Origin of the sequence: Sphingomonas sp. 22R3R2A-7 (assembly GCF_036856055.1) — a bacterium.
Lineage (GTDB): Bacteria > Pseudomonadota > Alphaproteobacteria > Sphingomonadales > Sphingomonadaceae > Sphingomonas.
This window is the reverse complement of the sequence record NZ_JASPFR010000001.1, coordinates 347614-373197: the sequence shown is the minus strand read 5'-3', so window position 1 is coordinate 373197 and position 25584 is coordinate 347614. Positions and strand designations below refer to the sequence as shown.

Here is a 25584-nt window from a genome sequence, read left to right as displayed (position 1 = left end):
CGCTAGCCTTTGAAAGGGGAGCCGGAAACGGCTCCCCTTTTTGTGGGCGTGGCGCGGACAAACAAAAAGGGCGCGGGCACCGGGGAAACCCCGACGCCCGCGCCCTTCGCGCACGTGATGGTGGCAATCAGGCCGCCATGAACATCTCCGGCGGCAGCGCCATCAGCGATTCCGCGCCGCCCTCGATCTTGCGACGCAGCGCGCCCGCGTCGGGCAGGATCCGCTCCGCATAGAAGCGCGCGGTGACCAGCTTGGCGTCGAGGAACGCAGCCTCGCCCTCGCCTGCTGCCTTCAGCTTTGCCGCGGCGACCGCCATCCGCAACCACATCGCGCCGACCGCGACGATGCCCATCAGGTGCATGTAGCTGACCGCGCCCGCGCCGACATTCTCGGGGTTCTTCATGCCGTTCGCCATGAACCACATCGTCGCTGCTTGGAGCTGGCCGTTCGCCTTCTCCAGCGCTTCGGCAAGCGACGCGGTGACCGGATCGCCCTTCGCCGCCGCAACGTCGTCCGCGACGAGCTTGAAGAACGCCTGGATCCCGCGACCGCCATTCTGCGCGAGCTTGCGGCCGACCAGGTCCATCGCCTGCACGCCGTTGGTGCCCTCGTAGATCATCGCGATCCGCGCATCGCGGACATACTGCTCCATGCCCCATTCGGCGATATAGCCATGGCCGCCATAGACCTGCTGCGCGTTGGTCGCGATCGCATAGCCCATGTCGGTGCCATAGCCCTTGATGACCGGGGTCAGCAGGCTGATCATGTCACCCGCGAGCTGGCGCTCCGCCTCGTCCGCGGCGTTATGCTCGAGATCGCCCTGCAGCGCGGTCCACAGGATCAGCGCGCGCAGACCCTCGGTCAGCGCCTTGCCCTCCATCAGCATCCGCCGCACGTCGGGGTGGACGAACAGCGTGTCCGCCTTCTCCTGCGGCTCCTTCGGCCCCGTCAGCGCGCGGCCCTGGCGACGATCCTGCGCGTACTGCACCGCATTCTGATACGCGACCTCGGCCACGCCGAGCCCCTGCAGGCCGACGCCCAGGCGCGCGGCGTTCATCATGATGAACATCGCGGCGAGGCCCTTCATCTCCTCGCCGACCAGCCAGCCGGTCGCCGAGTCGTAGTTCATCACGCAGGTCGAGTTCGCGTGGATCCCCATCTTGTGCTCGATCGACCCGCAGGTGACGCCGTTGCGCGCGCCGAGCGAGCCGTCCTCGTTGACCAGCATCTTCGGCACCACGAACAGCGAAATGCCCTTCGAGCTGTCCGGCGCGCCGGGGGTCTTGGCCAGCACGAGATGGATGATGTTCTCGGTCAGGTCATGCTCACCGCTCGAGATGAAGATCTTCGTACCGGTGATCGTGTAAGAGCCGTCTGCCTGCGGCTCGGCCTTGGTGCGGATCAGGCCGAGATCGGTGCCGCACTGCGGCTCGGTGAGGTTCATCGTGCCGCCCCATTCGCCCGACACCATCTTGGGCACGTACATCGCCTTCTGCGCGTCCGACCCCTTGGCGACGAGCGCCGCGATCGCGCCGTGCGTGAGGCCCGGATACATCGCGAACGCCATGTTCGACGAGATCATATATTCCTGGAACGCGGTCGACACGACGTGCGGCATGCCCTGCCCGCCATATTCGGGCTGGTTGCCGAGCGTCGCCCAGCCGCTTTCGACATACTGCTTATAGGCTTGCTTGAAGCCGTCGGGCGTCGTGACCGAACCGTCCTCATGCCGCGTGCAACCCTGCTGGTCGCCCGACAGGTTGAGCGGGAACAGAACCTCGGCGACGAACTTGCCGCCTTCCTCGAGCACCGCATCGACGACGTCGGGCGAGGCCGTGTCGAAACCCGGAAGGTTGCTGTAGCGATCGAGACCGACCACCTGCTCGAGGACGAAGCGCGTGTCGCGCACGGGGGGCGTGTACTGTGGCATGGTTTATCCTTTGTCCTGGGCCCGACTGGCCTCGAGGATGGCTACGAAGTTGGTGAGTTCGTCGATGGCGGCGTCGATGTCGCGCTTCTGTTCGGTGAGAAGCGCGATGCGCGCCTCGCTCCGTTCGATGACGACCTGTCGCTGCACGCGCCGGCCATCGCCGACGTCGTACAGGTCGATCATCTCGCGGATTTCGCCGAGGCTGAACCCGACGCGCTTGCCGCGCAGGATCCAGGCAAGCCGCGCGCGGTCCCGGTGCGAATAGATGCGCTGCGTGCCGCGACGCTCGGGCGCGATGAGCCCCTCGTCCTCGTAGAAACGCAGCGCGCGTGCGGTCACGTCAAATTCGGTCGACAGGTCGGAGATCGTGAAATGATCGCGATCGTGTCGCGGTTCGATCATCGCATAGGACTCGGGGGACGCGCGTGTTGCCATCCCCGGTGATGTAACTCTCGTTTACGTCAACGTCAACTACTGCAAAGACGCGTACCCTTGGACGATCGCAGCGTCAGCGCCTCGGACCGCGCCATGCTCTGGCGGTCGACGGTGACCGCCGCCAGTGTCGCGCGCCCCGTGCACAGCGCCTGGCACGCGTCCGCGACGGTTGCGGGAAACACGATCCGGTCGCCGTCATATTGCGCGACGATCCGGCAGTCGCCGAACGTCAGCCTGAGCGCGGCCCCCTCGCGCTCGGCGACACCCTCGCGGCACAGCCCTGGTCCTCGCCATAATCGACGCTGACGCCGATCCGGCTGGTCTTCCCCGTTCCGACCACGCACAGCCGGTCGGTATCGCGCGCCCAGGCCCCCTCGAGCGGGGCCTCTGGATCGGACACGATTCCTGCCCGTTCGGCCGCCGCCTCGAGTCGGGCGCCAGCGCTGTCGCCCGTCGTCGCGGACGGCGCGCGATCGCACCCTGCGACGACGAGCGCGAGCAGGAGGATCGCCCTCACTCGGCGGGGACCAGCACGTCACCTTCCAGACGACGGAAGAAACAACTGCGCGCGCCCGTATGGCAGGCCGGTCCTGCCGCATCGACGATCAGCCACACCGCGTCCTGATCGCAGTCGATCTGCACCTCGGCGACGCGCAGCACGTTTCCCGACGTTTCCCCCTTCTTCCAGAGCGCCTGTCGGCTGCGCGACCAGAAATGCGCCGCACCCGTTGTCTGCGTCAGCGCGAGCGCCTCCGCATTCATATGCGCGACCATCAGCACGTCCCCCGATACGCGGTCGGAAACGACCGCGGTCAGCAGACCGGCGGAATCGAATTTCGGGTCGAGCGTCAGGCCCGTGTCGCGGCTATGTGTCATCGCGCGGATATAGCCCAAAGCCACCGCGATGCGACCAGTGACATGCGATCAGGTGCGCAATGTTATTACAAAGAGGCGACAAACGCATGAACCCCGACTATAGGGCGGGCTCCGCACGACGTGAGACCCGGCATGCTGACCACAAACCCCTATGATGACGACAAACTCCGCGAAGAGTGCGGGGTGTTCGGCGTATCTGCGACCGATGGCGCGGCCGCGCTCGTAGCGCTCGGACTGCACGCGTTGCAGCATCGCGGGCAGGAAGCCGCCGGCATCACCACCTTCGACGGCGCGCATTTCCATACGCATCGCGCAATGGGGCATGTCGCTGGCAACTTCGATCGCGACGACGTCATCCGCGCGCTTCCCGGCACCGTCGCCTGCGGTCATGTCCGCTATTCGACGACGGGCGAGACCGCGCTGCGCAACGTCCAGCCGCTCTATGCCGAGCTGTCGACGGGCGGGTTCGCGATCGCGCACAACGGCAATATCTCGAACGCCATGCGGTTGCGCCGCGAACTGGTCCGGCGCGGATCGATCTTCCAGTCGACAAGCGATACCGAGACGATCATCCACCTCGTCGCGACCTCGAACTACCGGACGCTGCTCGATCGCTTCATCGACGCGCTCAAGCAGGTCGAGGGCGCCTATTCGCTGATCGTGATGACCCCCGAGGGCATGATCGCCTGCCGCGACCCGCTCGGCATCCGGCCGCTGGTGATGGGCAAGCTCGGCGACGCGGTGATCTTCGCGTCCGAGACGGTTGCGCTCGACGTCGTCGGCGCGACGTTCGTCCGCGCGGTCGAGCCGGGTGAACTGGTCATCGTCCAGGGCACCGAGATCCGCTCGATCCGTCCGTTCACCCCGATGGCGGCGCGCCCCTGCATCTTCGAATGGGTGTATTTCTCGCGGCCCGATCTGATCGTCGAGGATCATTCGGTCTATTCGGTCCGCAAGGCGATCGGCGCACAGCTCGCGATCGAGTCCCCTGTCGATGCCGACCTCGTCATTCCCGTCCCCGACTCGGGCACGCCCGCGGCGATCGGCTATGCGCAGCAATCGGGCATCCCGTTCGAACTCGGCATCATCCGCTCGCATTATGTCGGCCGCACCTTCATCTCGCCCGGCGACAAGGTCCGCCATCTCGGCGTCAAGCTGAAGCACAACGCCAACCGTGCGCTCATCAAGGGCAAGCGAGTCATCCTCGTCGACGATCTCGATCGTCCGGGGCACGACCTCGCTCAAGATCGTCCAGATGATGCGTGAGGCGGGCGCTGCCGAAGTTCACATGCGGATCGCCAGCCCGCCGACGCGGCATTCGTGCTTCTACGGCGTCGACACGCCCGAGCGCACCAAGCTGCTCGCAGCCCAGCTCGATCTCGGCGGGATGACGGGCTTCATCCACGCCGACAGCCTCAACTTCATCTCGATCGACGGGCTGTACAAGGCGCTGGGCGAGGCCAAGCGCGCGGATATCCGCCCGAAATATTGCGATGCGTGCTTCACCGGCGATTATCCGACGACGCTGACCGACCATGACGAAGGCGCCGAGGTCGACCAGTTCGCGATGCTCGCCGAGCGCGTTATCTAAAGATCCCGGAGTGAACATGACGGACAAGCCTCTCGCGGGCCGGCTCGCGCTGGTCACCGGTGCCAGCCGCGGCATCGGCGCCGCCACCGCCGTCGCGCTCGCGGCACAGGGCGCGCACGTCGTCCTGACCGCGCGGACCGCGGGCGGCCTCGAAGAGGTCGAGACGGCGATCCATGACGCCGGCGGGTCAGCGACGATCGCCCCGCTCGACCTCGCCGAAAGCGACGCGATCGCGCGGCTGGCGACGGCGATCGGCGACCGCTGGGACGCGCTCGACATCCTCGTGCTCAACGCGGGGATGCTCGGTTCGCTGTCATCGGTCCCTGCGATCGACCCCAAGGAGATGGCGCAGGTCCTGACGCTCAACGTCAGCGCGCAGGCCGCCCTGATCGCCGCGTTCGACCCGATGCTGAAGAAAGCGAAGTCGGCCCGGGTGATCGGCGTCACCTCGAGCGTCGGCCGCAAACCGCGCGCCTATTGGGGGCTCTACGGCGCGTCGAAGGCCGCGTTCGAGACGCTGCTCGGCGCCTATGGCGACGAGATGGCCGAGATCAGCGGCATCCGTACCGCGATCGTCGACCCTGGCGCGACCCGCACCAAGATGCGCGCGCGCGCCTATCCAGGCGAGGATCCGAAGTCGGTGAAGGACCCGCAGGTCGTCGCCGACCGCGTCGTCGCGCTGGCCATCGACGGGTTCGAACCCGGCCATTTCGAACGCGTAGCCTGAAGGTCTGCCCCTTACGGGGCAGCCTATCAGCGTTGTTTCACCAGCGTGACCTGCGCGACGTCGATCCCGCCGCCGCGGAACCCGCCTTCGCAATACATCAGGTAATAGCGCCACAAAGCGACGAACTTCGCGTCGAGCCGCGCCGGCAGACGGCCCTGCGCGACGACCGCATCGAACGCGACGCGCCACCGCCGGCACGTCTCCGCATAATGCAGCCCGAACCCGCGCCGGTCTTCCCAGACAAGCCCGCGCGCCTCGGCAAGCGCGCGGAACCGAGGCTCGGACAACAGCATCCCGCCCGGGAACACGTACCGCTGGATGAAATCGACGCTTGTCGAATATGCGTCGAAGATCGCATCGTCGATCGTGATATACTGGATCGCCGCACGCCCGCCCGGCTTCAACGCCCGCGCGATCGCATCGAGATAGGCCGGCCAATAGGCCTCGCCCACCGCCTCGACCATCTCGATGCTCGCCACCGCGTCATAGGTGCCCGTGACGTCGCGGTAATCGGTTAGCGCAACCGTGACGTTCGTCAGCCCGGCGTCCGCCATGCGGGTGTCGACCTGCCGCTTCTGCTCGGTCGACAAGGTCAGGCCGTGGACCGACACGCCGGCACGCGCCGCCAGTTCGGCAAACGACCCCCAGCCGCACCCGATCTCGAGGATCCGGTCGCCAGGCCGCGCCGCGGTGCGATCGAGGATCGCCTGCAACTTGGTCGTCTGCGCCCGTTCGAGCGTCTCCGCCTCCGATACGGGCTCGGCGAACAGCGCGCTCGAATAGGTCAGGCCGGGATCGAGCCAGAGCTCGTAGAAGTCGTTGCCCAGGTCGTAATGCGCCGCGATGTTGCGCCGCGATCCCTCGCGGTGGTTGCGGCGCATCCAGTGCCAGAGCCGCGCCGACAGCCGCGCGACCCCACCCGACCGCGCGGTCCGCCCCAGCGAACCACGGTTGCGCATGAAAAGGTCGAACAGCGGCACGGGATCGGGGCTCGACCAGTCGCCCGCGGTCCAGCCCTCGTACCATCCGACGGACCCCGCGGTCGCGAGCCGGATCAGCGCACGCCAGCGGTGGAGCGTGACGACGGGCACCGGTCCGGGCGTGCGCCCGCCGATCAGCCGGCGCGTTCCATCGGGAAGGATCGCCTCGATCGCCCCGCTCTCCAGCCCGTCGTCGATCCGGTCGAGCATGCGGTGAAAGATCGGCGCGGCCAGACGCGCCAGCGTCGCCGCCGCGGGGGACTGGGGGTCATCGAAAGCGGGAACGGCGGTCATCGCGGCGCTCCATGCAACAGCGCCGCGACGGTGAAAAGGGACTAGCGTGCGTGGCGACCCGCATCGAGCGCGCGCTCACGGCCTTCGCGGTGGCCGATGATCTTCGCCGGATAGTCGTCCGGCCGGCATCCGGACTCGTCGGGGTCATGGATCGCATCGCCCTTCAGTCCGGCGAGCTCGGGTACCCACGCGCGGATATAGTCGCCTGCGTCGAATTTTTCCGACTGGGACAGCGGCGCCATGATCCGCCCGAACATGTTCGAATCGACGCCCGTCCCCGCGACCCATTGCCAGTTCACCGAATTGTTCCCGTAATCGGCGTCGACCAGGCAATCCCAGAACCACCGCTCCCCCTCGCGCCAGTCGATCAGCAGATGCTTTACGAGGAAGCTCGCGGTGATCATGCGGACGCGGTTGTGCATCCACCCCGTCGTCCAGAGCTGCCGCATCCCGGCATCGACGATCGGATAGCCCGTCCGCCCCGTCTGCCACGCTTTCAGATCCGCCGCGGCCGCCTTGCCCGCGCGCCACGGCAGCGCGTCGAACTTCGGCCGCCCGTTTGCCTTGCCGTAATCGGGCATCGCCAGCACCACGCCGTCGGTGAAGTCCCGCCACGCCAGCTCCTTCAGGAAGGTCGTCGCATCGCCGTGACCGTCGACCGCATGCCACACCGTCCGCGGCGAGATCTCGCCGTGATGCAGGTGCGGCGACAGGCGCGACGTCCCCTCGATCGAGGGCATGTTGCGGTCGACGTCATACGCCTCCACGATCGATGCCATCGCCTTGGCATTCTTCAACGCCTGCGCTTCGCCGGGCGTCCAGTCGTCGAACCCGCCCGACCAGTCGGGCTTGGTCGGCAGCAGGTCCCAAGACGCGAGCGTATCGCTCTTCGGCCACGAACCGGGCGCGTGGATCACATGGGGGACCGGCTCGGGCTCGGGCGGTGGCATCATCTGGTTGAGCGCCTTCCAGAACGACGAATAGACCCGGAACTGGCCACCCGACCCCGTCTTCACGTCCTCGACGCGCATGAGGTGATTGCCGTCGTGCAGGCACAGCCGATCGCCCAGCGCGTCCTCGGCCTTGCGCCACCAGGGTTCGTAGTGCCGGATCGCATGGATCTGCGTCGCGCCTGTCTCCTCCAGCAGCGCCGTCAGAACCTCGACCGCATCGCCGCGACGCAGGATCAGACGCGACTCCTTGTCCTTGAGCGCCTCGCCGTGCGCCGCCAGGCTGTGGTGCAACCACCAGCGCTGCGCGCCGCCGATCGCCCAGTCGCCGGGCGCGTCGTCGTCGAGCACATAGACCGGGATGACCGGGCCCGCCGCGGCGGCTGCGATCAGTGCGGGGTGGTCGTGAAGGCGAAGGTCCTGGCGCAGCCAGAGAAGCGTGGGTGTCGTCATCGACCGTTCAACGTCGCATCCGATGATCCGGCGCCACGCCCGGCAAAAGTTTCACCCAGCGTCATGATCGCGGTGACGTGACGCTGCGCGATCTCGAGCGCGTCGTCGCCGTAGCCGCCCCCACGGTACTCGCGAGCGGCACGCCGCGGGCGATCGCGAGCCCCGCGATCAGCCGCTCGCGGCGGACCAGTCCGTCGAGCGTGAGCGACAGCCGGCCGAGCCGGTCGCCCGCAAACGGATCGACACCCGCCTGGTAGAGGATCAGGTCGGGCCGGACCTCGTCGAGCAGCGGCACGAGCGTCTGCTGCAGGATGTCGAGATAGCCGGCATCGTCGACCCCGTCGGGCAGCGCGACGTCGAGCGACGACCGTGCCTTGCGGACGGGGAAGTTCTTCTCCGCATGGATCGAATAGGTCGCGATCTCGGGCCGTCCGGCGAGCAGTGCCGCGGTTCCGTCGCCCTGATGCACGTCGCAGTCGACCACCAGGATACGCTGCGCATCGCCCTGCTCGACGAGCCGGACGGCCGCGACCGCGAGGTCATTGAACACGCAATAGCCGGCGCCCGTCTCCGCCAACGCATGATGGCTGCCCCCTGCGGTATTCGCGGCAAAGCCGTGGAGCAGCGCGAGTTTCGCGGCCAGCCATGTCCCGTCGGGCACCACGACCGCACGCTTCGCCACCGCCTCGGTCACCGGAAACCCGATGCGCCGCTCCTTCAGCGGAGGCACGCGTGCCTCGATAACCTCGGCGACATAATCGGGGTCGTGCACCGCCTCGAGCCACTGCCGCGGCGTTGCCACGGGTTGATGCCACGACAGCCTGTCGCCGTGTGCGAGCAGCAGATCGCGGATCAGCCCGTTCTTGTTCCAGCGATAAGTCGAGCGCGCCGGTGCGGCTGCGACATAGTCGGGATGATGCACGACATGGATCATGCGGCGCCTATTCGTGGAGGTCGAACCACACCGGCCGCGCGACGAACAGGTCGGCTGCCCGTTCTCCCGTCGCCAGCCGGGTGTCGCCCCACCAGTCGCCCGCCGCTCCCGCTGCGTCCATGGCAAGCGCTGCCCCGCGCAGGACGATCGCCACGCGCAGCGTCGTCCCGCCCGCGGTCCGCTCAAAGGCGAGCACATGGTCCGCGCGGTCGCCCGTCACCCCGATCGGCGCATAGGACCCTTCCGCAAAGACCAGCGGCTGGCGTTTGCGCAACGCCAGAAGTTCGGCGATCAGGCCGAGCTTGGCACTCCCCCGTCCGTCAGAAGCGCCTGCCGTTCGGCGTAATCGACCGGCCGGCGGTTATCGGGATCGACAAGGCTGAGATCGGCAAGCTCGGCGCCCTGATACAGGTCCGGCACGCCCGGAACGGTATAGCGCAGCGCGGTCTGGCTGAGCGCGTTGGCCTCGCTCGCACGCTGCGTCGCGTCGACGAGGCCCGCCATATCCGTGAGGAACGCCGCCGACCGTTGGGGATCGAGCAGCACGCCGACGAGATCGTGGCACCGTTTTTCGTAGGCCTCGTCAGGGTCCTCCCAGGACGAACGCAGCTTGGCTTCGCGCAGCGCCTTTTCCTGCCAGCCGATGATCCGTTCGGCAAAGCGCGCCAGCCCCGTCGCATCGTCGGGCAGCAGCGCTTCGTGCCATGCGCCGAACAGCGTCTGCAACAGCATATAGGCATCGTCGGGTGCGATCGTCGCGTCGATCGCGGACACCTGTGCCAGCCAAGGGGTGACGCGCTCGCGCCACAGTGCGGGCACCTCGGACAACACCGCGAGCCGCGCGCGGACATCCTCGCCGCGCTTGTGGTCATGCGTCCCCGACGCGAGCATCGCCCGCGGCCAGTCTGCAGCACGACCGCGCATCAGGGCATGGAATTCGTCGTTGCCCACCGCGAACGCGGCGGGATCGAACCCGACGTCGTTGCGCGAGAGCAGCCGGCCATAGCGATAGAATGCGGTGTCCTCGACCGCCTTCGCCGCGATCGGTGCGGACAATTGCTGGAACCGGCGGACCGCATCCGCGGCGAAGCCGGCATCGCCAGGTCCTTCGCCCGCCAGCCAGTCGAGGATCCGGTCGACGACCACGCCTTCGCCCGGCGCGAGATGGGGCGTGACGCGGTCGCGTGCGGTCGCGCGAGATCGCGGCATCCGCGACCGGTGCGGCGTCGCCCGTCCCGTAGGTCCGATAGACCGGAAACACCCAGAGCAGCCGCTCGATCGCACGGCGTATCATGCCCGCGGTCAGCCCGTCGCACGCGGGCGTCGACCGGGCGAGCGCGACGAACGCCTCGACGCACCGCTGCAACTGCCCCTCGAACTGCCAAGACAGCATTTCCTGTCGCGCGCGCAGTTCCTCGGGCTCGAACTTCGCGGATCGCCCGCTGACCTCCGCCCACAGCGCGGCGAGCGGCTCCGCTCCGGCCGGGTCATGGAGCAGCGCCGTGACCTGCGCCATGAAGTCGTAGCCGCTTGTGCCGTCGACGCCCCAGTCGGTCGCCAGCGGTTCGCCCTCCGCCAGGATCTTCTCGATCACGATATAGGCCGGGCCGCGCCCCGCCTTCGGCTCGATCGCGTCGAACCTCGTGCGCAGAATCCGGCAATAGCCCGCCGGATCGGTCAGCCCGTCGACATGATCGACGCGCACCCCGTCGATCAACCCTTCCGCATACAGCCGGAAGAACAGCGCATGCGTCGCCTCGAACACCGCGGCATCCTCCGCGCGCAACCCGGCGAGATCGTTGATCGTGAAGAAGCGGCGCCAGTTCAGATCGTCGTTCGCGGTCCGCCACGATGCCAGCCGGTAATGCTGGCGCCCGACGAGCGTCGCGAGATCGTCGGTCGCCGCAGTCGCACGGTCCTCGGGTCGCAACGGCAGCCGGTGTTCGCCATAGGCGACGAGCATGGGTGTCCCGTCGATCGTCTCGACTGCAAGCCCGCCCTCGTCGATCACCTGCCGCAGCGGGTCGCCAAGGATCGGCAGCACGATCTTCTCGCGCCAGTCGATGTCGAAAAAGGCCGCGAAGTCGCTTTGCTCGCCGCGCGCGAGCACGTCGTGCCACCAGCGGTTCTCGCCGCCCGCAACACCCATGTGGTTGGGGACGATATCGACGATCACCCCCATGCCGTGCGCCGCGAACCGGTCGACGAGCCGCCGAAAGCCGTCCTCGCCACCCAGCTCGGGGTTGATCCGCGTCGGATCGACCACGTCATAGCCATGCGTCGATCCCGTTCGCGCGGTCGTGATCGGCGATGCGTAGAGATGGCTGATCCCGAGCGCGGCCAGATACGGGACCTGCGCCTCCGCATCGGCGAAGGTGAAGTCCTTGTGGAACTGCATGCGATAGGTCGCGCGTGGCGTCATGAGGGTCTCGCGGTATTGAGAAGGGCGACACGGCGTGCGGTGTCGGGATGACGCAGCAGCACGTCGACGGTGTCCGGCATCCGCCGCCGCCAGTTCGGATGTTCGTCGGTCGTCCCCGGCAGGTTGGGCTGCTCGACAAGGCCGAGCAGGTCCTCGAACGGGACGATCGCAAGCGCGCAGGGTGTCCGCGCGACGTGCGCGATCGCGGCATCGATCACCGCGGCCGGGTCCTCGGGCGCCGGCTCGGGACCATCCGCACCGAGCGCCGTCCACAGCCGTGACCGATCCAGCGCCCGGTTCGCCCGATCCGCGGCTTCGTCCGCCGCCTCGGCGCTGCGGCCCAATCGCCACGTCCAGTCGATGTCGCGGCCGCGCCACCATCCGGCGATCGTCGGGAGGTCGTGAGTCCCGGTCATCGCGACCGCATCGCGCGACCAGCGATCCGGCCGGACGAACGCGCCATCGGCGTCGCGTTCGAACCAGAGGACGCGCATGCCGAGCATCGCACGCGCGTCCATGACCGCGCGAAAGCCGTCGGGCATCGTGCCCAGATCCTCGCCGATCACCACCGCCTGCGCGCGGTGCGACTCGATCGCGATGATCCGCATCAGGTCGGCAAACGGCATGTCGAGATACGCACCCTCGGCGGCCGAACCTCCGTCGGGCACGACCCAGAGCCGCCGCAGTCCGAACGCATGATCGATCCGCAACCCGCCCGCATGCGTGAGCGCAGCGCGGATCGTCGCGATGAACGGCGCAAACCCCGACCGTACCAGCGCACGCGGGTCGAACCCGGTGATCCCCCAGGCCTGCCCATCGGGGCCGAGCGGGTCGGGCGGTGCGCCGATCGACAACCCCGTCAGCAGGTCGCCGCCGCGGCTCCAGCCATGGCTGCCGCCCGCGTCCATGCCGACCGCGAGATCGGCGATCAGGCCCAGCGCCATGCCGCCATCGATCGCCGCCTTCTGCGCGGCGGCCAGCGCGGTCACAGCGCGCCACTGCAGGAAGATATGGAAGTCGCAGTCGGTACGGTGCTCGTCGATGAACCGCGCGACCGCATCGCTCCCGCAATCGCGAAACGCCTCGGGCCAGTCCTGCCAGCCTCGTGCCCCCGTCGCCGCGAAGAAATGCGCGTGAATCGCATCATAGGCGGCATGCCAGCCGAGCGCCTCGCCCCCCGCGGCGCGAAACGCCGCCAGATCGGCGCGCGATTGCTCGGACAGCGTATCGAACGCATGCCGCAAGGCGCGCAGCTTGACCGGCGAAGCCGACACCCAGTCGATCAGGTCATCGTCTGCAGCCCCCTCCGGCCGATCGACCATGTCCGCGTGCGCGAGCATGACGTTGACGAACTGCCGGCTCGACGGTGCATAAGGGCTGAAGCGGTGCGGATCGCTCGGGAACAGCGCGTGCGTCGGGCTGATCGCGATCAGGTCGGCGCCGGCTGCGGCGAAGTGGCTCGCGGCGGCTGCGAGCGATACGAAATCCCCGAAGTCGTTCGGTCCCGCATCGCGCAAGCTCGGGATCTGCACCGCCGGGCCCCAGAGCCGCTTGCCGGCGACGCGGTCCTCGACCGAGAAACAGCGCTCGGGTGCGATCGCCACGCCGATACGACGGTCGCCGATCTCGAGCGCATGATAGCCGGTCCGATCGATCGCCGGCATCCGCCCGGCGTCGACGAGAATGTCGCGCGTCGCCCCGTCCTCGAACCGCAGGACAGCGGGCCCATCCACCCCGGCGATCGTGAACGGCGTTCCGACATCGGCGGAGACGAAGGTCCGCGGCGCGGCCCGCTCCGCCTCAGCCGCGGCGATGCTCTCGGCGATCGCGGCATCGTCTGCGGCCGGCAGCCCCAGCGCCGCGAGGATCGTGCGGAGCGCATCGTCCGATACGGTTTGCGCGCGACCGCCAGCATCCTGCCACTCGGGCTGCAGCCCCGCGAGGCGCGCGAGCGCGTGGAGCCTGCTCATTGTGACAGCCACACCCTGACGCACGGCCCCGCGTCCGTCGTCCCATCGGCGAACACCACGTCGCCCTCGACCGCGGGAAACACCCCCGCCTCGTCGCCCAGGTTGAGCGCGATCGTCAGCACCCCTCCATCGCCCATCCGCCACCGCGCCACGACGGCGCGCTCGCCGATCGCTTCGGCACCCATCGCCATTGCACCGCGCAGCCGCGGCACGATCACGCGGTGCCGAAGCGCCAGCAGGTCCGAATAGAGCGTGCGCCACCGCCCCGCGTCGGGTCCGTCGCGCGGGACCGACGCGGAAAACGTCGCCAGCGCATTGGGATCGGGGATCGCCGCGCGCGCGTCCTCGTCGGCGAACGCCGCGAACTTCGCGAATTCCTTCCGCCGTCCCTCCCGGACCGCATCCGCCAGCTCGTCATGGAAGTCGGTGAAGAACAGGAACGGGGTATCGCTCCCCGCCTCGTCGCCCATGAAGAACAGGGGAATCTGCGGCGACAGCAGCAGCAGCGCGGTCGCCGCACGCAGCCGCGCCGGATCGGTGAGCATTGTCAGCCGCTCGCCGAGCGCACGATTGCCGATCTGGTCGTGGTTCTGCAGGAACGACACGAACGCGGTCGGTGGCAGATGCCCGCTCGGCTTACCGCGCGGGCGCCCGTCATGGTTCGGCGACCCCTCGCCCTGGTAGATGAAGCCCTCGCCAAGACACCGCGCGAGCCGTTCCGCGGGTCGATCGGCAAAGTCGGCGTAATAGGCGCTCGTCTCGCCCGTCAGCAGGACGTGCAGGACGTTGTGAAAGTCGTCGTTCCACTGCGCGTCGTACGCATCGGCGCGCAGCCGCTCGGCATCGTTGCGCTCGTTCTCCAGCACGAGATGGACGGGCCGGTCGCCGGTCGACGCACGGATCTCGCGTGCCATCGCGTCGAGGAACGCATCGTCGTCGATCGCGTGCACGGCATCGAACCGCAGGCCGTCGATCCGGTATTCGTTCACCCAAATCAGCGCGTTGTCGATGAAGAACCGCCGCACCGGCTCGCGGTCGACCGCGACCGCGCCGCCCCACGGCGTGTCGACATCGGCATGGAAGAACGGGCTTGCATAGCCGCCGAGGTAATTCCCGTCGGGGCCGAAATGATTGTAGACCACGTCGAGGAACACCGCGACGCCGTGCTCGTGCGCGGTATCGACGAGGGCCTTGAGCGCGTCCGGCGTGCCATAGCTTTCGGCGACCGCATATGGCAGCACGCCGTCATAGCCCCAGTTGCGCGTGCCGCCGAACGCGTTGACGGGCATCAGCTCGATCGCGGTGACGCCCATCGCAGCCATCTGGGGGATGGGCGTCGCCACGCCGGCAAAGCCACCGAGCGCGCCGACATGGACCTCCTGGATCACCATCTCCTCCCAGGCGCGCCCCTGCCAGTCGGTCCGCCAGCGATACGCGTCGGGGTCGACGACGACGCTCCAGCCGTGGACGCCGCCATCCTGCTGTCGCGATGCCGGATCGGGGACGACATTGTCATCGTCGAGCCGGAAGCGATAGCGTGCCCCCGCCATGACTTCCGCCTCGACGGTGAACCAGCCCTCCGCGTCCCGCCACATCGGCGTGGCGGGCGCGCCGTCGATCTCGAGCGTCACCGCGTCGCGATCCGGCGCCCAGAGGCGGAACAATGTCCCGTTCGCGTCGCGCCGCGGCCCCCACGAACGCTGCGTCACGGCTGCATCGTCCAGGTGAGCAACGCCGCGCCCTGCGCCGGCAGGTCATAGCTGTCCGCAATCGCCATCGGCGCCTGATCGGGCTTGGCGCTGTCGATCAGCACGGTGCGCTCGACGTCCGCGGGTGGCGGCATGGTGAACGTCAACGGCCCTTCCGAGGCGTTGAGGAGGAGCGAGATCACCTGCACGCTCCCGTCCGGGCATTGCGCCGCACGACGCATCACCAGCGCGCGCCCGTTGGTGTTTTCCCAGTCCTCGGGGGAGAGCTGCACGCCGCGCTCGTCCCACCATTCGATATCCTTCAGGCCTTCCGCTGGCGTGTCGTCGCCGTAGAGGAAGTTGTTCGCGCGGAGCATCGGATAGTCGCGGCGCAACGCGGTCAGCCGCGCGGTGAAGTCGATCAGCGCATCGCCCTCTGCCGACTTTGCCTGTGTCCAGTCGAGCCAGCTGATCTCGTTGTCCTGGCAATAGGCGTTGTTGTTGCCACCCTGCGTCCGCCCGAACTCGTCGCCCGCCACCAGCATCGGCGTGCCGAGCGACGCGAACAACGTTGTCAGCATCGACCGCGCGACGCGCTTGCGCGTCTCGGCGATCTCGGGATCGTCGGTCGGCCCCTCGACACCCCAGTTGCGCGAACAATTGTTCGAATGGCCGTCGCGATTGTCCTCGCCATTGGCCGCGTTGTGCCGCTCCTCGTAGGTCGTCGTGTCGGCGAGCGTGTACCCGTCATGCGCGCCGAGCAGGTTGACGCTCGCCCAGGGCCGCCGCGCGCGCCGGTCGAACAGGTCGCCCGACCCCGTCAGACGCGCCGCCAGATCCGCACGCTGCGCATGGTCGCCACGCCAGAACTTGCGCACCGTATCGCGGTACTTGTCGTTCCACTCGGCAAAGCCCGGCGGGAAATTGCCGAGCTGATACCCGCCCGGCCCGATGTCCCACGGCTCGGTGATCAGCTTCAGCCGGCCGAGCACCGGATCCTGCCGCAGCACGTCGAAGAACCCGGCACCCGGATCGAACCCGTCATCCGTCCGCCCCAGCGTCAGCCCGAGATCGAACCGGAACCCGTCGATCCCGAAACTCGTCGCCCAGTAGCGCAGCGAATCCGCGACCATCTGGATCACGCGCGCCTTGGTCAGGTTGAGCGTGTTCCCCGTTCCCGTGTCGTTGATCGAGAAGCGCGGCTGATCCTTGACCAGCCGGTAATAGCTCGCATTGTCGAGCCCGCGCCACGACAGCGTCGGCCCCTGCTCGGACCCTTCGCAGGTATGGTTGTAGACGACGTCGAGGATGACCTCGATCCCCGCCGCATGCAGCCGCCGGATCGACCGCCGCAGCTCGTTGTGGCTGTCGGTCGCGAAGAACGACCGCTCGGGGGTGAAGAAGTTGAGGGTGTTGTAGCCCCAATAGTTCCGCAGCCCCTTCTCCTGCAGGAACCGGTCCTGCGTATAGGTATGGATCGGCAACAGCTCGAGCGCGGTGACGCCGAGCCGCTTCAGGTGATCGATCACCTTGGGGTTGCCGAGCGCCGCGAACGTCCCCCGCTCCGACGGCTGGACCTCCTCGAACAGCTGCGTCAGGCCCTTGACGTGCGCTTCGTAGATCACCGTCTCGGACCAGGGCGTGTTCGGCCGGACGTCGCGCGACCAGTCGAAATGGCTGTCGGTGACGACGCCCTTGGGCATCGTCAGCGCATTGTCGCGGCGATCGAAGCTCAGATCCTCGCGCGACGACTTCACCTGATAGCCGTACATCGCATCGGTCCAGCGCAGCTCGCCCGTCATCGCCTTGGCGTAAGGATCGAGCAGCAGCTTGTTGGGGTTGAACCGGTGGCCTTCCTCGGGCGCATAGCGCCCATAGGCGCGGTAGCCATAAGCGAGCCCCGGCTGCGCATCGGGAAGATAGCCGTGCCAGACCTCGTCGGTCCATTCGGTCAGCGGATAGCGCTTCAGTTCGCGCCGGCCATTCTCGTCATAGACGCACAGCTCGATCTTCTCGGCGTTGGCCGAATACACCGCGAAATTGACCCCCAGCCCGTCGAACGTGGCGCCGAGCGGATAGGCCGAACCGGCCTCGAGCGTATCAGGCAGAATATGCAATGCGGACCCCCAGGAATTTTCACCGACATACGGTATTTTAGCCGTAGATCGGCATGTCAGGGCGAGAACCCGCCTGCTCGCGCCAATGTTCCCGCTTCGGCTGCTTTTCGCGCCCACCGTAACTGCGCATCGCAGCACGGTCATGGTGGAGCGAATTGGCGGGTCGCGCACCGGCTCCTATTGCAGCGCAGCGCGTTGTCCCGGCGTGTCCATGTCGAAAGGCTCCACCATGCATATCCGTCACTCCGTCGAGGCCATGTCAGCATGAGCGGCCCGAAGCTTTTCACGCCCGCCAGGGTCGGCCAGCTCGATCTCGCCAACCGCATCGTCATCGCGCCGATGTGCCAATATTCCGCGGTCGACGGGTGCATGACCGACTGGCACCTGATCCATCTCGGCAATCTCGCCTTGTCCGGCGCGGCGCTGCTGATGATCGAGGCCGCCGCGGTCACGCCCGAGGGGCGGATCACCTACGGCGATGTCGGGCTCTACGACGATGCCAGCGAGGCCGCGATCGCGCGGACGCTCGAAAGCGTGCGGCGCTGGTCGGACATGCCGATCGGTATCCAGCTCGCGCATGCCGGTCGCAAGGCGTCGTGCGAGGTGCCGTGGAACGGCGGCAAGCAGATCGCGCCCGACGCGCCCAACGGGTGGCAGACCGAAGCCCCTTCGGCGACCGCGTTCCTCCCCGACGAGAACCCGCCGGTGGCGCTCGACCGCGACGGCCTCGCCCGGCTGCGCGATGCGTTCGCCGCGGCCGCGGTGCGCGCGGCGCGGCTCGGGATCGACGCGATCCAGCTTCACGGCGCGCACGGCTATCTGCTCCACGAATTCCTCTCGCCGCTCTCGAACCGCCGCGACGACGATTATGGCGGCAGCCTCGAGAACCGGATGCGCTTCCCGCTGGAGGTCTATGACGCCGTCCGTGCCGCCTTCCCCGCCGATCGCCCCGTGACGATGCGCGTATCGGGCACCGACTGGGTCGAGGGTGGCTGGGACGGCGAACAGACGGTCGCCTTCGCCAAGGCGCTCGAGGCGCGTGGCTGCGATGCGATCCACGTCTCGAGCGGCGGTCTGAGTGCGGATCAGGACATCCCGGTCGGCCCCAGCTACCAGGTCCCGCTCGCGCGGCAGGTCAAGCAGGCGGTATCGATCCCGGTCGTCGCGGTCGGGCTGATCACCGACTATGAGCAGGCCGAGGCGATCATCGGTACGGGGGATGCGGACTTCGTCGCGCTCGCCCGCACGATCCTCTACGATCCGCGCTGGCCGTGGCACGCCGCCGCGCATCTCGGCGGGCATGTTAAGGCGCCCAACCAGTATCTCCGCTCGCAGCCGCGGCAGTTCAAGGACCTGTTCTCGGCCTGATGCGGAAGGGCCGGCGGTCGCTCCCGCCGGCCCTTCATTTCACCTCATGCCCACGCCTTGGGGCCGCCATCGTCGAGCGCACGATCGAGATAATAGGCCGCACTGATCAGCGCGAGATGGCTGAACGCCTGCGGGAAGTTCCCCAGGAAGCTGCCGTCCTCCGCGATCTCCTCGGCGAACAGGCCGAGATGGTTGCCATACGCCATCAGCTTTTCGAAATTCCACCGCGCCTCGTCGAGCCGTCCCGCGCGTGCAAGGCACTCGACGTACCAGAACGAGCACGCGACGAACGATCCCTCGCGCCCCGGCAGGCCGTCATCGATCTTGTACCGATAGACATGGCCATCGTCCGACAGGTTCTTGCCGATCGCCTCGAGCGTCGCGAGCCATTTCGGATCGACCGGCGAGACGAACCGCACCAGCGGCATCATCAGCATCGCGCCATCGACGGCAAGATCCTCGGGGGTATCGCCCTTGCTGCGGACGAAGCGGCCAAGGTTCTCGTTCCAGAAGCTGTTCCAGATGTCCTGGTGGATCTGCGTCCGCGTTTCGGCCCAGCGAACGAACGGCGCCGGCAGCGAGCGCTTTTCGGCAAGCCGAAGCGCGCGATCGACCGCAACCCAGTTCATCAGACGCGAGTGGAGGTAATGGCGCGGCGGCCCGCGTACCTCCCAGATCCCCGAATCGGGCTGTTCCCACGTGGCGCAGACCTTGTCGACGACATCGACGATCGCCATCCATCCGTCGTGCGAGACCGTCCCACCATATTTGCTGCTGAGATAGGTCGCGTCGAGCAGTGCCCCGTAGATGTCGTGCTGGATCTGGTCGTGCGCGTCGTTGCCGACGACGATCGGCGTCGCTCCCCGAAACCGCCGAGATGGTCGAGCGACTGTTCCTCGGCGATCGCGCCGCCGTCGAGCGCGTACATCACGCCGAGCCGGCCATCGTCCTCGCGCACCCGCCCCATCACCCATCGGGTGAACGCCTGCGCCTCCGCACCGAACCCCATGCGGAGCAGCGCGTAGACGGTGAACGACGAGTCGCGGATCCACGTCGCGCGATAATCCCAGTTGCGGACACCGCCCTTCGCCTCGGGCAACCCGAACGTCGCCGCCGCCGCGATCGAGCCGTGCCGCCGCGACGTCAGCAGTTTCAGCACCATCGCGGATCGCTCGACGGTCTCGCGCCACCGCCCGCGATAGGTCGACTGCCGGCTCCAGCCGCGCCAATACTCGATATCGGCATCGATGATCGCGTGCGCGGCCTCGGCATCGATCCGCACGTCGTCGGGATTGCTCAGCATGATCGCCGCCCGCTCGCCCGCGGACATGGTGAACCGCGCCGTCAGGTCGCAGTCCTCCGCGATCAGCGCGGCATTGGCATGCAGCGTCAGCGCGAGCCCGCTATCATGGTCGAACTGACCGCGCGAATAGCCCGCGTCGCTCGGCAGGATCGTGGCCTTGCGCCCTTCGCGACCATAGTCGAACCGTGGCGCACAGCGCATGTCGATCGTCACCGTTCCCCGCGTGCAGATCACCTGACGCAACAGTCGCGGCGGCGTGTCGTCGTCTTCGACATTGACGGGCATCAGATCGATCAGGTCGACGCTCGCCTCGTCGTTCATCCACCGCGTCATCAGCACGTTGGTCTCGGGCACGTACATCTGAATGACGCGCGCGTCGGGAAGCTCGGGGCGCACCCAGAAAAGGCCGCCCTGCCCGGCATCGTCGAGCAGCGCGGTGAAGACGCTCGGGCTGTCGAGGTTCGGCCAGCACAGATAATCGATCGCCCCGTCGCGATCGACGAGCGCCACCGTCTCGAGATTGCCGATCGCACCATGATCGCGGATCGCCGATGGCTGGCGCGTGTCGGCGGACCGCTCGCCGGGCCGGTCATCCATTGTTGCGGAACCCGGGATAGAGGCTCATCCCGCCATCGATCGTCAGCGTCGATCCGACGATATAGTCCGCCGCGTCCGACACGAGGAACAGCGCCGCGCGCGCGACGTCGTCGACATCGCCGATCCGGCCATAGGGGATGAGCTCGAGAAGCTTGTCGGCATCCTCGGTCGCATCGGCATTGATGTCGGTGCGGATCGCGCCAGGCGCCAGCGCATTCACGCGGATCCGGTCTTCGGCGACCTCCTGTGCGAGCGTCCGCATCAGCATCCCGCTGCCGCCCTTCGACGCGGCGTAATTCGCATGCCCCGCCCAGGGGATCGTCTCGTGGACCGAACTCATGAACAGGATCTTGCCGATCGCCCGGCCGAATCCGCGATCGCCCTGCGCGCGAAACCGCCGCACCGCCTCCCGCGACACCAGGAACTGCCCCGTCAGATTGACGTCGATCACGCGCTTCCAGTCGTCGAACGACAGGTCGGCGTACGCTGCGTCCTTCTGCATCCCGGCATTGGCGAACACCACGTCGACCCCGCCGAACCGCGCGACCGTCTCGTCGAACATGCCGATCACCGCATCCTCGTCGGATGTATCCGCCCCGATTGCGAAGGCCGTACCGCCGCCCGCGACGATCCGGTCGACGACGTCGTCGGCGGCATCCTTGTTGCTGTTGTAGTTGACCGCGACCTTGGCACCCGCCTGCGCGAACAGCAGCGCGGACGCTCTGCCGAGGCCCGAGCTCGCGCCGGTGACGATCGCGGCCTGTCCTGTCAGGTCGATGTTCATGAAGCTGGCTTTCGTTGAAGACTAAGCCTGTCCAACGCGTGCTCCGGCTAAATTATCCCACGCATCGCGACCGCCGATCGCGCGGGCGGGCGAACCGCGTTCAGTCGTCGCCGTCGTCGACCGATCGCAGCGCACGGACATAGCGCAGCGCAGCGGCGCGCTCGGCGGGCGACTTGAACGCCTTCTCGGGATCGGGCGCATCGCCGAACGCCGCGAGCATCGACCAGAGCGCGAACCGTCGCCCGGCGTCGCGCTCGGTCGCAAAGTCGATCAGCACGCGCGCCCTGCCCTCGTCGATCGCGGCCGGTGTCAGCGCATCGACGTCGTCGGCACCGAAATAATGATAGAGCAGAGCGTCGAGATCCATCGCGCCCCGCTGCCCGACGCGGCCCGAAAGCGCAACCGGCACGCCGTGCCGATCATGATGATGGAGATATCGGAGAACAGCCCGGACGGGGTGGGATTCGAACCCACGGTAGAGTTGCCCCTACGGCGGTTTTCAAGACCGCTGCCTTAAACCACTCGGCCACCCGTCCCGGCTGTCGGCGCCCCTACCGCAAGCCGGTCGCGATTGCCAGTCCCTCGCGCGCCCGGGCGTCGCCGCGTTCCCGGGTGGTCGGTTCCCGCCCGGCGACCGGCACCGGCCCCCGTGATGGCAATATAGGATACCGGAAAATCTAGCCCCGACCTTGCTCGTCGACGCGCAATAGCTTCCGAAACGACCGCTTATCATGCCGGCATGGCTCGCCCGCGCCGCAGATCAATCCCCCCGCCTGGCCACGTCTGACGCGCCAAGTTTAATCGCCCGGAAAGGTCAATGTCCCATAATTTGCTATCGATTGAGCACTTTAATCATTTTCACGGGTGTTATTTTCATTCGTTCAGGTCTAACCGCTGCGGCGGAGGGGATCATTTTCATCTTCGAGGATACCGTGTGACTGATACAATCAATGTTGTCGAACTTGCTGCCGAGCTGACCGCCGCCTGGCTTGCGAACCCCAATACGCGTACGACGGCTGAAGACGTACCGGCATTTCTGATGTCGATGCACGCTGCCGTCACCAAGCTGTCGACCGGCACGTCGATGGAGACCGAAGCGACCGACGGCCAGACCTATGAGCCTGCCGTGACGGTGCGCAAGTCGCTTTCGTCGCCCGACCATATTGTCTCGATGATCGACGGCAAGAAGTACAAGACGCTGCGCCGTCATCTGTCGACGCACGGCATGACGCCGGAGCAGTACCGCGAGCGGTTCAACCTCAAGGCAGACTATCCGATGGTCGCTGCGACCTATTCGGAAGCCCGTCGTGCGATGGCCAAGTCGATCGGTCTGGGTCGCAAGGCCGGCTCGAAGGTCGAGGCTGCGGCTGGCGACGCCGTCAAGTCGGTCCGCAAGACCGGCAAGACCGCGATCGAGGCCGCCAAGAAGACGCTCGGCAGCGAGGGCTGAGGCCCGATGGGGAGGGCACGCCCCTCCCCGTTTCATGATTAAATCCGGCCGGGCTGGCTGCAATCGCCCGTCGTGCGTTACGTCGATCAGATGACCGCAAACCCGCCGCCCGACATGCCCCCGCAATCCCCGCTGCGACGCTCGTGATCTTTCGCGAGCAGCGCCCGGGTCCGCCTGAACTGCTGTTCGTCGAGCGGGCGGCGTCGATGGCATTTGCCGGTGGCGCTCTCGTCTTTCCGGGTGGTCGGATCGATCCCGGCGACCATGATCTGGCGGCACGACTGCTTCACGATCCCGCCGTCGATCGTGACGTCGCCGCGCGGATCGCCGCAATCCGCGAGACGATCGAGGAAGTCGGACTGGCGATCGGCCTGACCCCGCTACCCACAGCACCCGAACTCCGCATCCTGCGCGACGGACTGTGCAGCGGCCGTTCGCTCGCCGACGCGATCGACATGGCAGGCACCGCGATCGACCCGATGGCGCTCGAATATTTCGCACGCTGGCGCCCGGCGCACGCGCATGCCCGGATCTTCGACACGCGCTTCTATCTGGTGCGGCTGCCGGCCGAGATGCCCGACCCCGTCGTCGACGGCACCGAGAACAGCCGCCTGCTCTGGGCGACCGCGCAACAGATCCTCGACGACGCCGACGCGGGACGCGCGCAGATCATCTTTCCGACGCGCCGCAATCTCGAACGCCTCGCGAGGTTTGCCGATTTCGACGCGGCGGTCGCGGATGCGCGGCGTCACCCGGTCCGGACCGTGACGCCCTGGTCGGAAACGCATGAGGGCGAGGCCTATCTGTGCATCCCCGACGACCTCGGCTATCCCGTGACGCGCGAGCGCCTGTCGAGCGCCGTGCGCGGGTGATGCGGGCGCTGCGCAGAACGCTCGGGTGGCTGACGGGGCTCGTCGCCGTTGGCGCGCTCGGCCTGCTGCTCTGGGCGATGCTGCGCGGCCGACCGCAGGATCTGCCATGGACCCCGCTCGATCTCGGCCAACCCGTCGGAATGATGACGGGGCGCAAGCTCGTCGCGCTGCGGCAGGATTTTCCCGCCTGCCGCGCCCTCCTCGATGCTGCGGGCGTCGCCTACACCGCGCTGCCGTCGCGATCGGGAGAGGGCCAGTGCGGCTATAGCGACGGCGTCCGCTTTGCCCCCGGCGGCGCGCGGCGCATCGCCTTCGCGCCCGCCGGGCTCGGAATCGCATGCCCCATCGCCGCGGCGTTGACGATGTGGGAATGGACCGTCGTCCAGCCCGCCGCGCAGCGCCATTTCGGCAAGGCGGTCGCCAGCATCGATCACTTCGGCAGCTATAGCTGCAGGCGTATCTATGGCCGCGACGCGGGGACGTGGAGCGAGCATTCGACCGCGAATGCCGTCGACGTCGCGGGCTTCCGCCTCACCGACGGCACGCGCATCACCGTCGCGCGCGACTGGAAGGGCGACGATCCGAAGGCCGGCTTCCTGCACGACGTCCGCGACGGCGCCTGCACCGTCTTCGCGACGACGCTCTCGCCCGACTATAACGCGGCGCACGCCGATCACCTGCACCTCGACCAGGCCGAGCGCGGCGCGATGGGCTGGCGTGCGTGCCGCTAGCGCCCGCGCGACCTACTGCGCGAGCGAGGTTCCGCCGTCGACCTTCTCGACCCAGTGTGGAAAGAACGCCGGCTGCAAGTTCGACCATCCCGACGCGGTCGCCGCCGACTCGCTGATCGACTGGAGCAGGGCCCGCCGCAATTCGGGGTGGAGATGCGGCAACGCCGCCGCCGCGCAGAAGGCGGACGGCAGCCACGGCCGGATCTCGGCGCCGACCAGCCGCTCGTAAAGGAACCGGAACGCGGAGAAACTCGTCAGCCGCCCCTGCCCGAGATCGAATGCGGCAAAGGTCACCAGCCGCCCCAGAAACGGCTCGACCGCGTTGAGCCCCGTGTCGTCCGGGATGATCTGCCGCAGCTCGGGCAGTCGCTCGTATAAACGGGCCTGCGCCCGGATACTCGCCGCCTCGACGACGTCGCGCGACCAGCGGATCATGGCATCCTCGCGCTCGAGCCCGACGTCGAGCGACCGGCGGATGAACCGCTGCGTCGCACTCGAGAAGCCCGCGAATTCCTTCATCTCGGCGAGGGTCGTGATCCCCCGGGCCGGTTTCATTCTGGAAGCCATATCATCACCCCGCCTTGAAACATCACGGGAAAGACGGCGCTTGTGTTCGAGATCAGCAAACCAGCCGCGTCATCCTGCCACGCGGTCAAGGCATCATGAAACGCATTGCGCCGCAACATGATAGCGACCAACCGAGGCGATTGTGACAGATTAGTGCTAAATTCCGGCAAACCGGCGGGGGAAACGTCTCAAGAGATGGTGCCGTCGCGCTGGCGGGTCAGCGACGACGGCACCGCCGGGCGTCAGTTCGACTTCTCGGCGAGCTTGCGTTCCGCCGCTTCGTCATAGCCCGACGACTTCGCCGGCCCCTGGTTGTGGACGGGCTGCGTCGATGCGGGCGGATCGCTCGCGTCCATCGACTCGTCGAGCGCGTTGTCGAGGCGGGCGTCGTTGCTCGACGGGTTCTTCTGCAGGCGCTTGCCGATCGACTTGTCCTGCCCGGCTTCCTGACGGGGATCGCGGCCACCGGTCTTGGCATCCGGATCCGCCGCAGGCGCGACGGAGAGACTGTCGAGCGCGCTCTTGTCGATGTCGGTCATGGGGTC

21 protein-coding genes, 1 tRNA gene and 3 pseudogenes are annotated in these 25584 nt (G+C 67.6%); 6 read left to right on the top strand and 19 right to left on the bottom strand.

From position 1 onward, the window contains the following. Nucleotides 1-127: 127 nt before the first annotated feature. From QP165_RS01730 to hisI, 4 genes are all read right to left on the bottom strand, one after another. A complete protein-coding gene (locus tag QP165_RS01730; RefSeq protein ID WP_333993392.1) occupies nt 128-1930 on the bottom strand; it encodes an acyl-CoA dehydrogenase C-terminal domain-containing protein in 1803 nt (600 codons plus the stop codon). A gap of 3 nt (nt 1931-1933) precedes the next feature. Next, on the bottom strand, nt 1934-2365 hold the full coding sequence (locus QP165_RS01725) for a MerR family transcriptional regulator (RefSeq protein WP_056022988.1): 432 nt from the start codon (nt 2363-2365) through the stop codon (nt 1934-1936). Nucleotides 2366-2397: 32 nt separating this feature from the next. Beyond that, nucleotides 2398-2709 (bottom strand): hypothetical protein, encoded by a 312-nt coding sequence (locus tag QP165_RS01720; RefSeq protein WP_333993390.1) that lies wholly within the window; start codon nt 2707-2709, stop codon nt 2398-2400. A gap of 169 nt (nt 2710-2878) precedes the next feature. After that, on the bottom strand, nt 2879-3241 hold the full coding sequence (hisI, locus tag QP165_RS01715) for a phosphoribosyl-AMP cyclohydrolase (RefSeq protein WP_333996908.1): 363 nt from the start codon (nt 3239-3241) through the stop codon (nt 2879-2881). Between the two features lie 132 nt (nt 3242-3373). Between hisI and purF the strand changes: the two are divergent. Both purF and QP165_RS01705 read left to right on the top strand, forming a co-directional pair. Then, nucleotides 3374-4832: pseudogene (gene purF, locus QP165_RS01710) on the top strand (amidophosphoribosyltransferase). A gap of 16 nt (nt 4833-4848) precedes the next feature. Further along, on the top strand, nt 4849-5559 hold the full coding sequence (locus QP165_RS01705) for an SDR family NAD(P)-dependent oxidoreductase (RefSeq protein ID WP_333993387.1): 711 nt from the start codon (nt 4849-4851) through the stop codon (nt 5557-5559). A gap of 26 nt (nt 5560-5585) precedes the next feature. Here the strand turns inward: QP165_RS01705 and QP165_RS01700 are convergent, their stop codons facing one another. From QP165_RS01700 to glgX, 9 genes and pseudogenes are all read right to left on the bottom strand, one after another. Continuing rightward, a complete protein-coding gene (locus QP165_RS01700) occupies nt 5586-6833 on the bottom strand; it encodes a cyclopropane-fatty-acyl-phospholipid synthase family protein (RefSeq protein ID WP_333993385.1) in 1248 nt (415 codons plus the stop codon). 41 nt (nt 6834-6874) lie between these two features. Then, complete coding sequence (locus QP165_RS01695) at nt 6875-8236, bottom strand: cryptochrome/photolyase family protein (protein ID WP_333993383.1); 1362 nt, start codon at nt 8234-8236, stop codon at nt 6875-6877. Beyond that, nucleotides 8233-9170 (bottom strand): annotated as a pseudogene (locus QP165_RS01690) (histone deacetylase family protein). The gene QP165_RS01695 and the pseudogene QP165_RS01690 overlap by 4 nt, the downstream one beginning before the upstream one ends. Before the next feature lie 7 nt (nt 9171-9177). Then, complete coding sequence (locus QP165_RS01685; protein ID WP_333993381.1) at nt 9178-9444, bottom strand: hypothetical protein; 267 nt, start codon at nt 9442-9444, stop codon at nt 9178-9180. A 17-nt stretch (nt 9445-9461) separates the two neighbouring features. After that, nucleotides 9462-10094: a hypothetical protein gene (locus QP165_RS01680; protein WP_333993379.1), complete on the bottom strand. Its 633-nt coding sequence runs from the start codon at nt 10092-10094 to the stop codon at nt 9462-9464. Then, a complete protein-coding gene (gene treY / locus QP165_RS01675; protein ID WP_333993377.1) occupies nt 10039-11592 on the bottom strand; it encodes a malto-oligosyltrehalose synthase in 1554 nt (517 codons plus the stop codon). Before treY ends, QP165_RS01680 begins: the two co-directional genes overlap by 56 nt. Further along, nucleotides 11589-13562 (bottom strand): 4-alpha-glucanotransferase, encoded by a 1974-nt coding sequence (gene malQ / locus QP165_RS01670; RefSeq protein ID WP_333993375.1) that lies wholly within the window; start codon nt 13560-13562, stop codon nt 11589-11591. Before malQ ends, treY begins: the two co-directional genes overlap by 4 nt. Continuing rightward, entirely contained in the window at nt 13559-15271 is a 1713-nt protein-coding gene (gene treZ, locus QP165_RS01665) for a malto-oligosyltrehalose trehalohydrolase (RefSeq protein WP_333993373.1), read from the bottom strand. The genes malQ and treZ overlap by 4 nt, the downstream gene beginning before the upstream one ends. Next, nucleotides 15268-17367, bottom strand: a complete 2100-nt coding sequence (gene glgX / locus QP165_RS01660; protein ID WP_333993371.1) for a glycogen debranching protein GlgX — start codon at nt 17365-17367, stop codon at nt 15268-15270. Before glgX ends, treZ begins: the two co-directional genes overlap by 4 nt. A 264-nt stretch (nt 17368-17631) precedes the next feature. Between glgX and QP165_RS01655 the strand changes: the two genes are divergently transcribed. Beyond that, nucleotides 17632-18735, top strand: a complete 1104-nt coding sequence (locus tag QP165_RS01655) for an NADH:flavin oxidoreductase/NADH oxidase (RefSeq protein ID WP_333993369.1) — start codon at nt 17632-17634, stop codon at nt 18733-18735. Nucleotides 18736-18779: 44 nt separating this feature from the next. Here the strand turns inward: QP165_RS01655 and QP165_RS01650 are convergent. The 4 genes and pseudogenes from QP165_RS01650 to QP165_RS01635 all read right to left on the bottom strand — a co-directional run bounded on the left by QP165_RS01650 (nt 18780) and on the right by QP165_RS01635 (nt 21955). Beyond that, nucleotides 18780-20635 (bottom strand): annotated as a pseudogene (locus QP165_RS01650) (glycoside hydrolase family 15 protein). Then, the gene (locus tag QP165_RS01645) at nt 20628-21419 is read right to left on the bottom strand and encodes an SDR family oxidoreductase (RefSeq protein ID WP_333993367.1); all 792 of its coding nucleotides are present in this window, start codon (nt 21417-21419) and stop codon (nt 20628-20630) included. The pseudogene QP165_RS01650 and the gene QP165_RS01645 overlap by 8 nt, the downstream one beginning before the upstream one ends. A gap of 100 nt (nt 21420-21519) precedes the next feature. Further along, the gene (locus QP165_RS01640; RefSeq protein WP_333993366.1) at nt 21520-21828 is read right to left on the bottom strand and encodes a hypothetical protein; all 309 of its coding nucleotides are present in this window, start codon (nt 21826-21828) and stop codon (nt 21520-21522) included. A gap of 40 nt (nt 21829-21868) precedes the next feature. Beyond that, nucleotides 21869-21955, bottom strand: a tRNA-Ser gene (locus tag QP165_RS01635). Nucleotides 21956-22353: 398 nt separating this feature from the next. Between QP165_RS01635 and QP165_RS01630 the strand changes: the two genes are divergently transcribed. From QP165_RS01630 to QP165_RS01620, 3 genes are all read left to right on the top strand, one after another. Next, nucleotides 22354-22869 (top strand): MucR family transcriptional regulator, encoded by a 516-nt coding sequence (locus QP165_RS01630; protein WP_333993364.1) that lies wholly within the window; start codon nt 22354-22356, stop codon nt 22867-22869. 143 nt (nt 22870-23012) lie between these two features. Then, nucleotides 23013-23741: an NUDIX hydrolase gene (locus QP165_RS01625; protein ID WP_333993362.1), complete on the top strand. Its 729-nt coding sequence runs from the start codon at nt 23013-23015 to the stop codon at nt 23739-23741. Continuing rightward, nucleotides 23741-24472, top strand: a complete 732-nt coding sequence (locus QP165_RS01620) for an extensin-like domain-containing protein (RefSeq protein ID WP_333993361.1) — start codon at nt 23741-23743, stop codon at nt 24470-24472. The genes QP165_RS01625 and QP165_RS01620 overlap by 1 nt, the downstream gene beginning before the upstream one ends. 12 nt (nt 24473-24484) lie before the next feature. Here QP165_RS01620 and QP165_RS01615 read toward each other — a convergent pair whose 3' ends face one another. Together QP165_RS01615 and QP165_RS01610 are read right to left on the bottom strand one after the other, a co-directional pair. After that, complete coding sequence (locus tag QP165_RS01615) at nt 24485-25027, bottom strand: hypothetical protein (RefSeq protein WP_333993360.1); 543 nt, start codon at nt 25025-25027, stop codon at nt 24485-24487. 254 nt (nt 25028-25281) lie between these two features. After that, nucleotides 25282-25578: a hypothetical protein gene (locus tag QP165_RS01610; protein WP_333993359.1), complete on the bottom strand. Its 297-nt coding sequence runs from the start codon at nt 25576-25578 to the stop codon at nt 25282-25284. Between the last annotated feature and the right edge of the window lie 6 nt (nt 25579-25584).

Excerpts from the sequence above, each read along its gene's own strand:
- QP165_RS01645 (WP_333993367.1), bottom strand. The coding sequence starts at position 21,419 with ATGAACATCGACCTGACAGGACAGGCCGCGATCGTCACCGGCGCGAGC.
- hisI (WP_333996908.1), bottom strand. The coding sequence starts at position 3,241 with ATGACACATAGCCGCGACACGGGCCTGACGCTCGACCCGAAATTCGAT.
- QP165_RS01655 (WP_333993369.1), top strand. The coding sequence starts at position 17,632 with ATGAGCGGCCCGAAGCTTTTCACGCCCGCCAGGGTCGGCCAGCTCGAT.
- QP165_RS01610 (WP_333993359.1), bottom strand. The coding sequence starts at position 25,578 with ATGACCGACATCGACAAGAGCGCGCTCGACAGTCTCTCCGTCGCGCCT.
- treY (WP_333993377.1), bottom strand. The coding sequence starts at position 11,592 with ATGACGCCACGCGCGACCTATCGCATGCAGTTCCACAAGGACTTCACC.
- QP165_RS01680 (WP_333993379.1), bottom strand. The coding sequence starts at position 10,094 with ATGCGCGGTCGTGCTGCAGACTGGCCGCGGGCGATGCTCGCGTCGGGG.
- QP165_RS01725 (WP_056022988.1), bottom strand. The coding sequence starts at position 2,365 with ATGGCAACACGCGCGTCCCCCGAGTCCTATGCGATGATCGAACCGCGA.
- malQ (WP_333993375.1), bottom strand. The coding sequence starts at position 13,562 with ATGAGCAGGCTCCACGCGCTCGCGCGCCTCGCGGGGCTGCAGCCCGAG.
- QP165_RS01620 (WP_333993361.1), top strand. The coding sequence starts at position 23,741 with ATGCGGGCGCTGCGCAGAACGCTCGGGTGGCTGACGGGGCTCGTCGCC.
- QP165_RS01615 (WP_333993360.1), bottom strand. The coding sequence starts at position 25,027 with ATGAAACCGGCCCGGGGGATCACGACCCTCGCCGAGATGAAGGAATTC.
- QP165_RS01730 (WP_333993392.1), bottom strand. The coding sequence starts at position 1,930 with ATGCCACAGTACACGCCCCCCGTGCGCGACACGCGCTTCGTCCTCGAG.
- QP165_RS01705 (WP_333993387.1), top strand. The coding sequence starts at position 4,849 with ATGACGGACAAGCCTCTCGCGGGCCGGCTCGCGCTGGTCACCGGTGCC.
- QP165_RS01695 (WP_333993383.1), bottom strand. The coding sequence starts at position 8,236 with ATGACGACACCCACGCTTCTCTGGCTGCGCCAGGACCTTCGCCTTCAC.
- QP165_RS01700 (WP_333993385.1), bottom strand. The coding sequence starts at position 6,833 with ATGACCGCCGTTCCCGCTTTCGATGACCCCCAGTCCCCCGCGGCGGCG.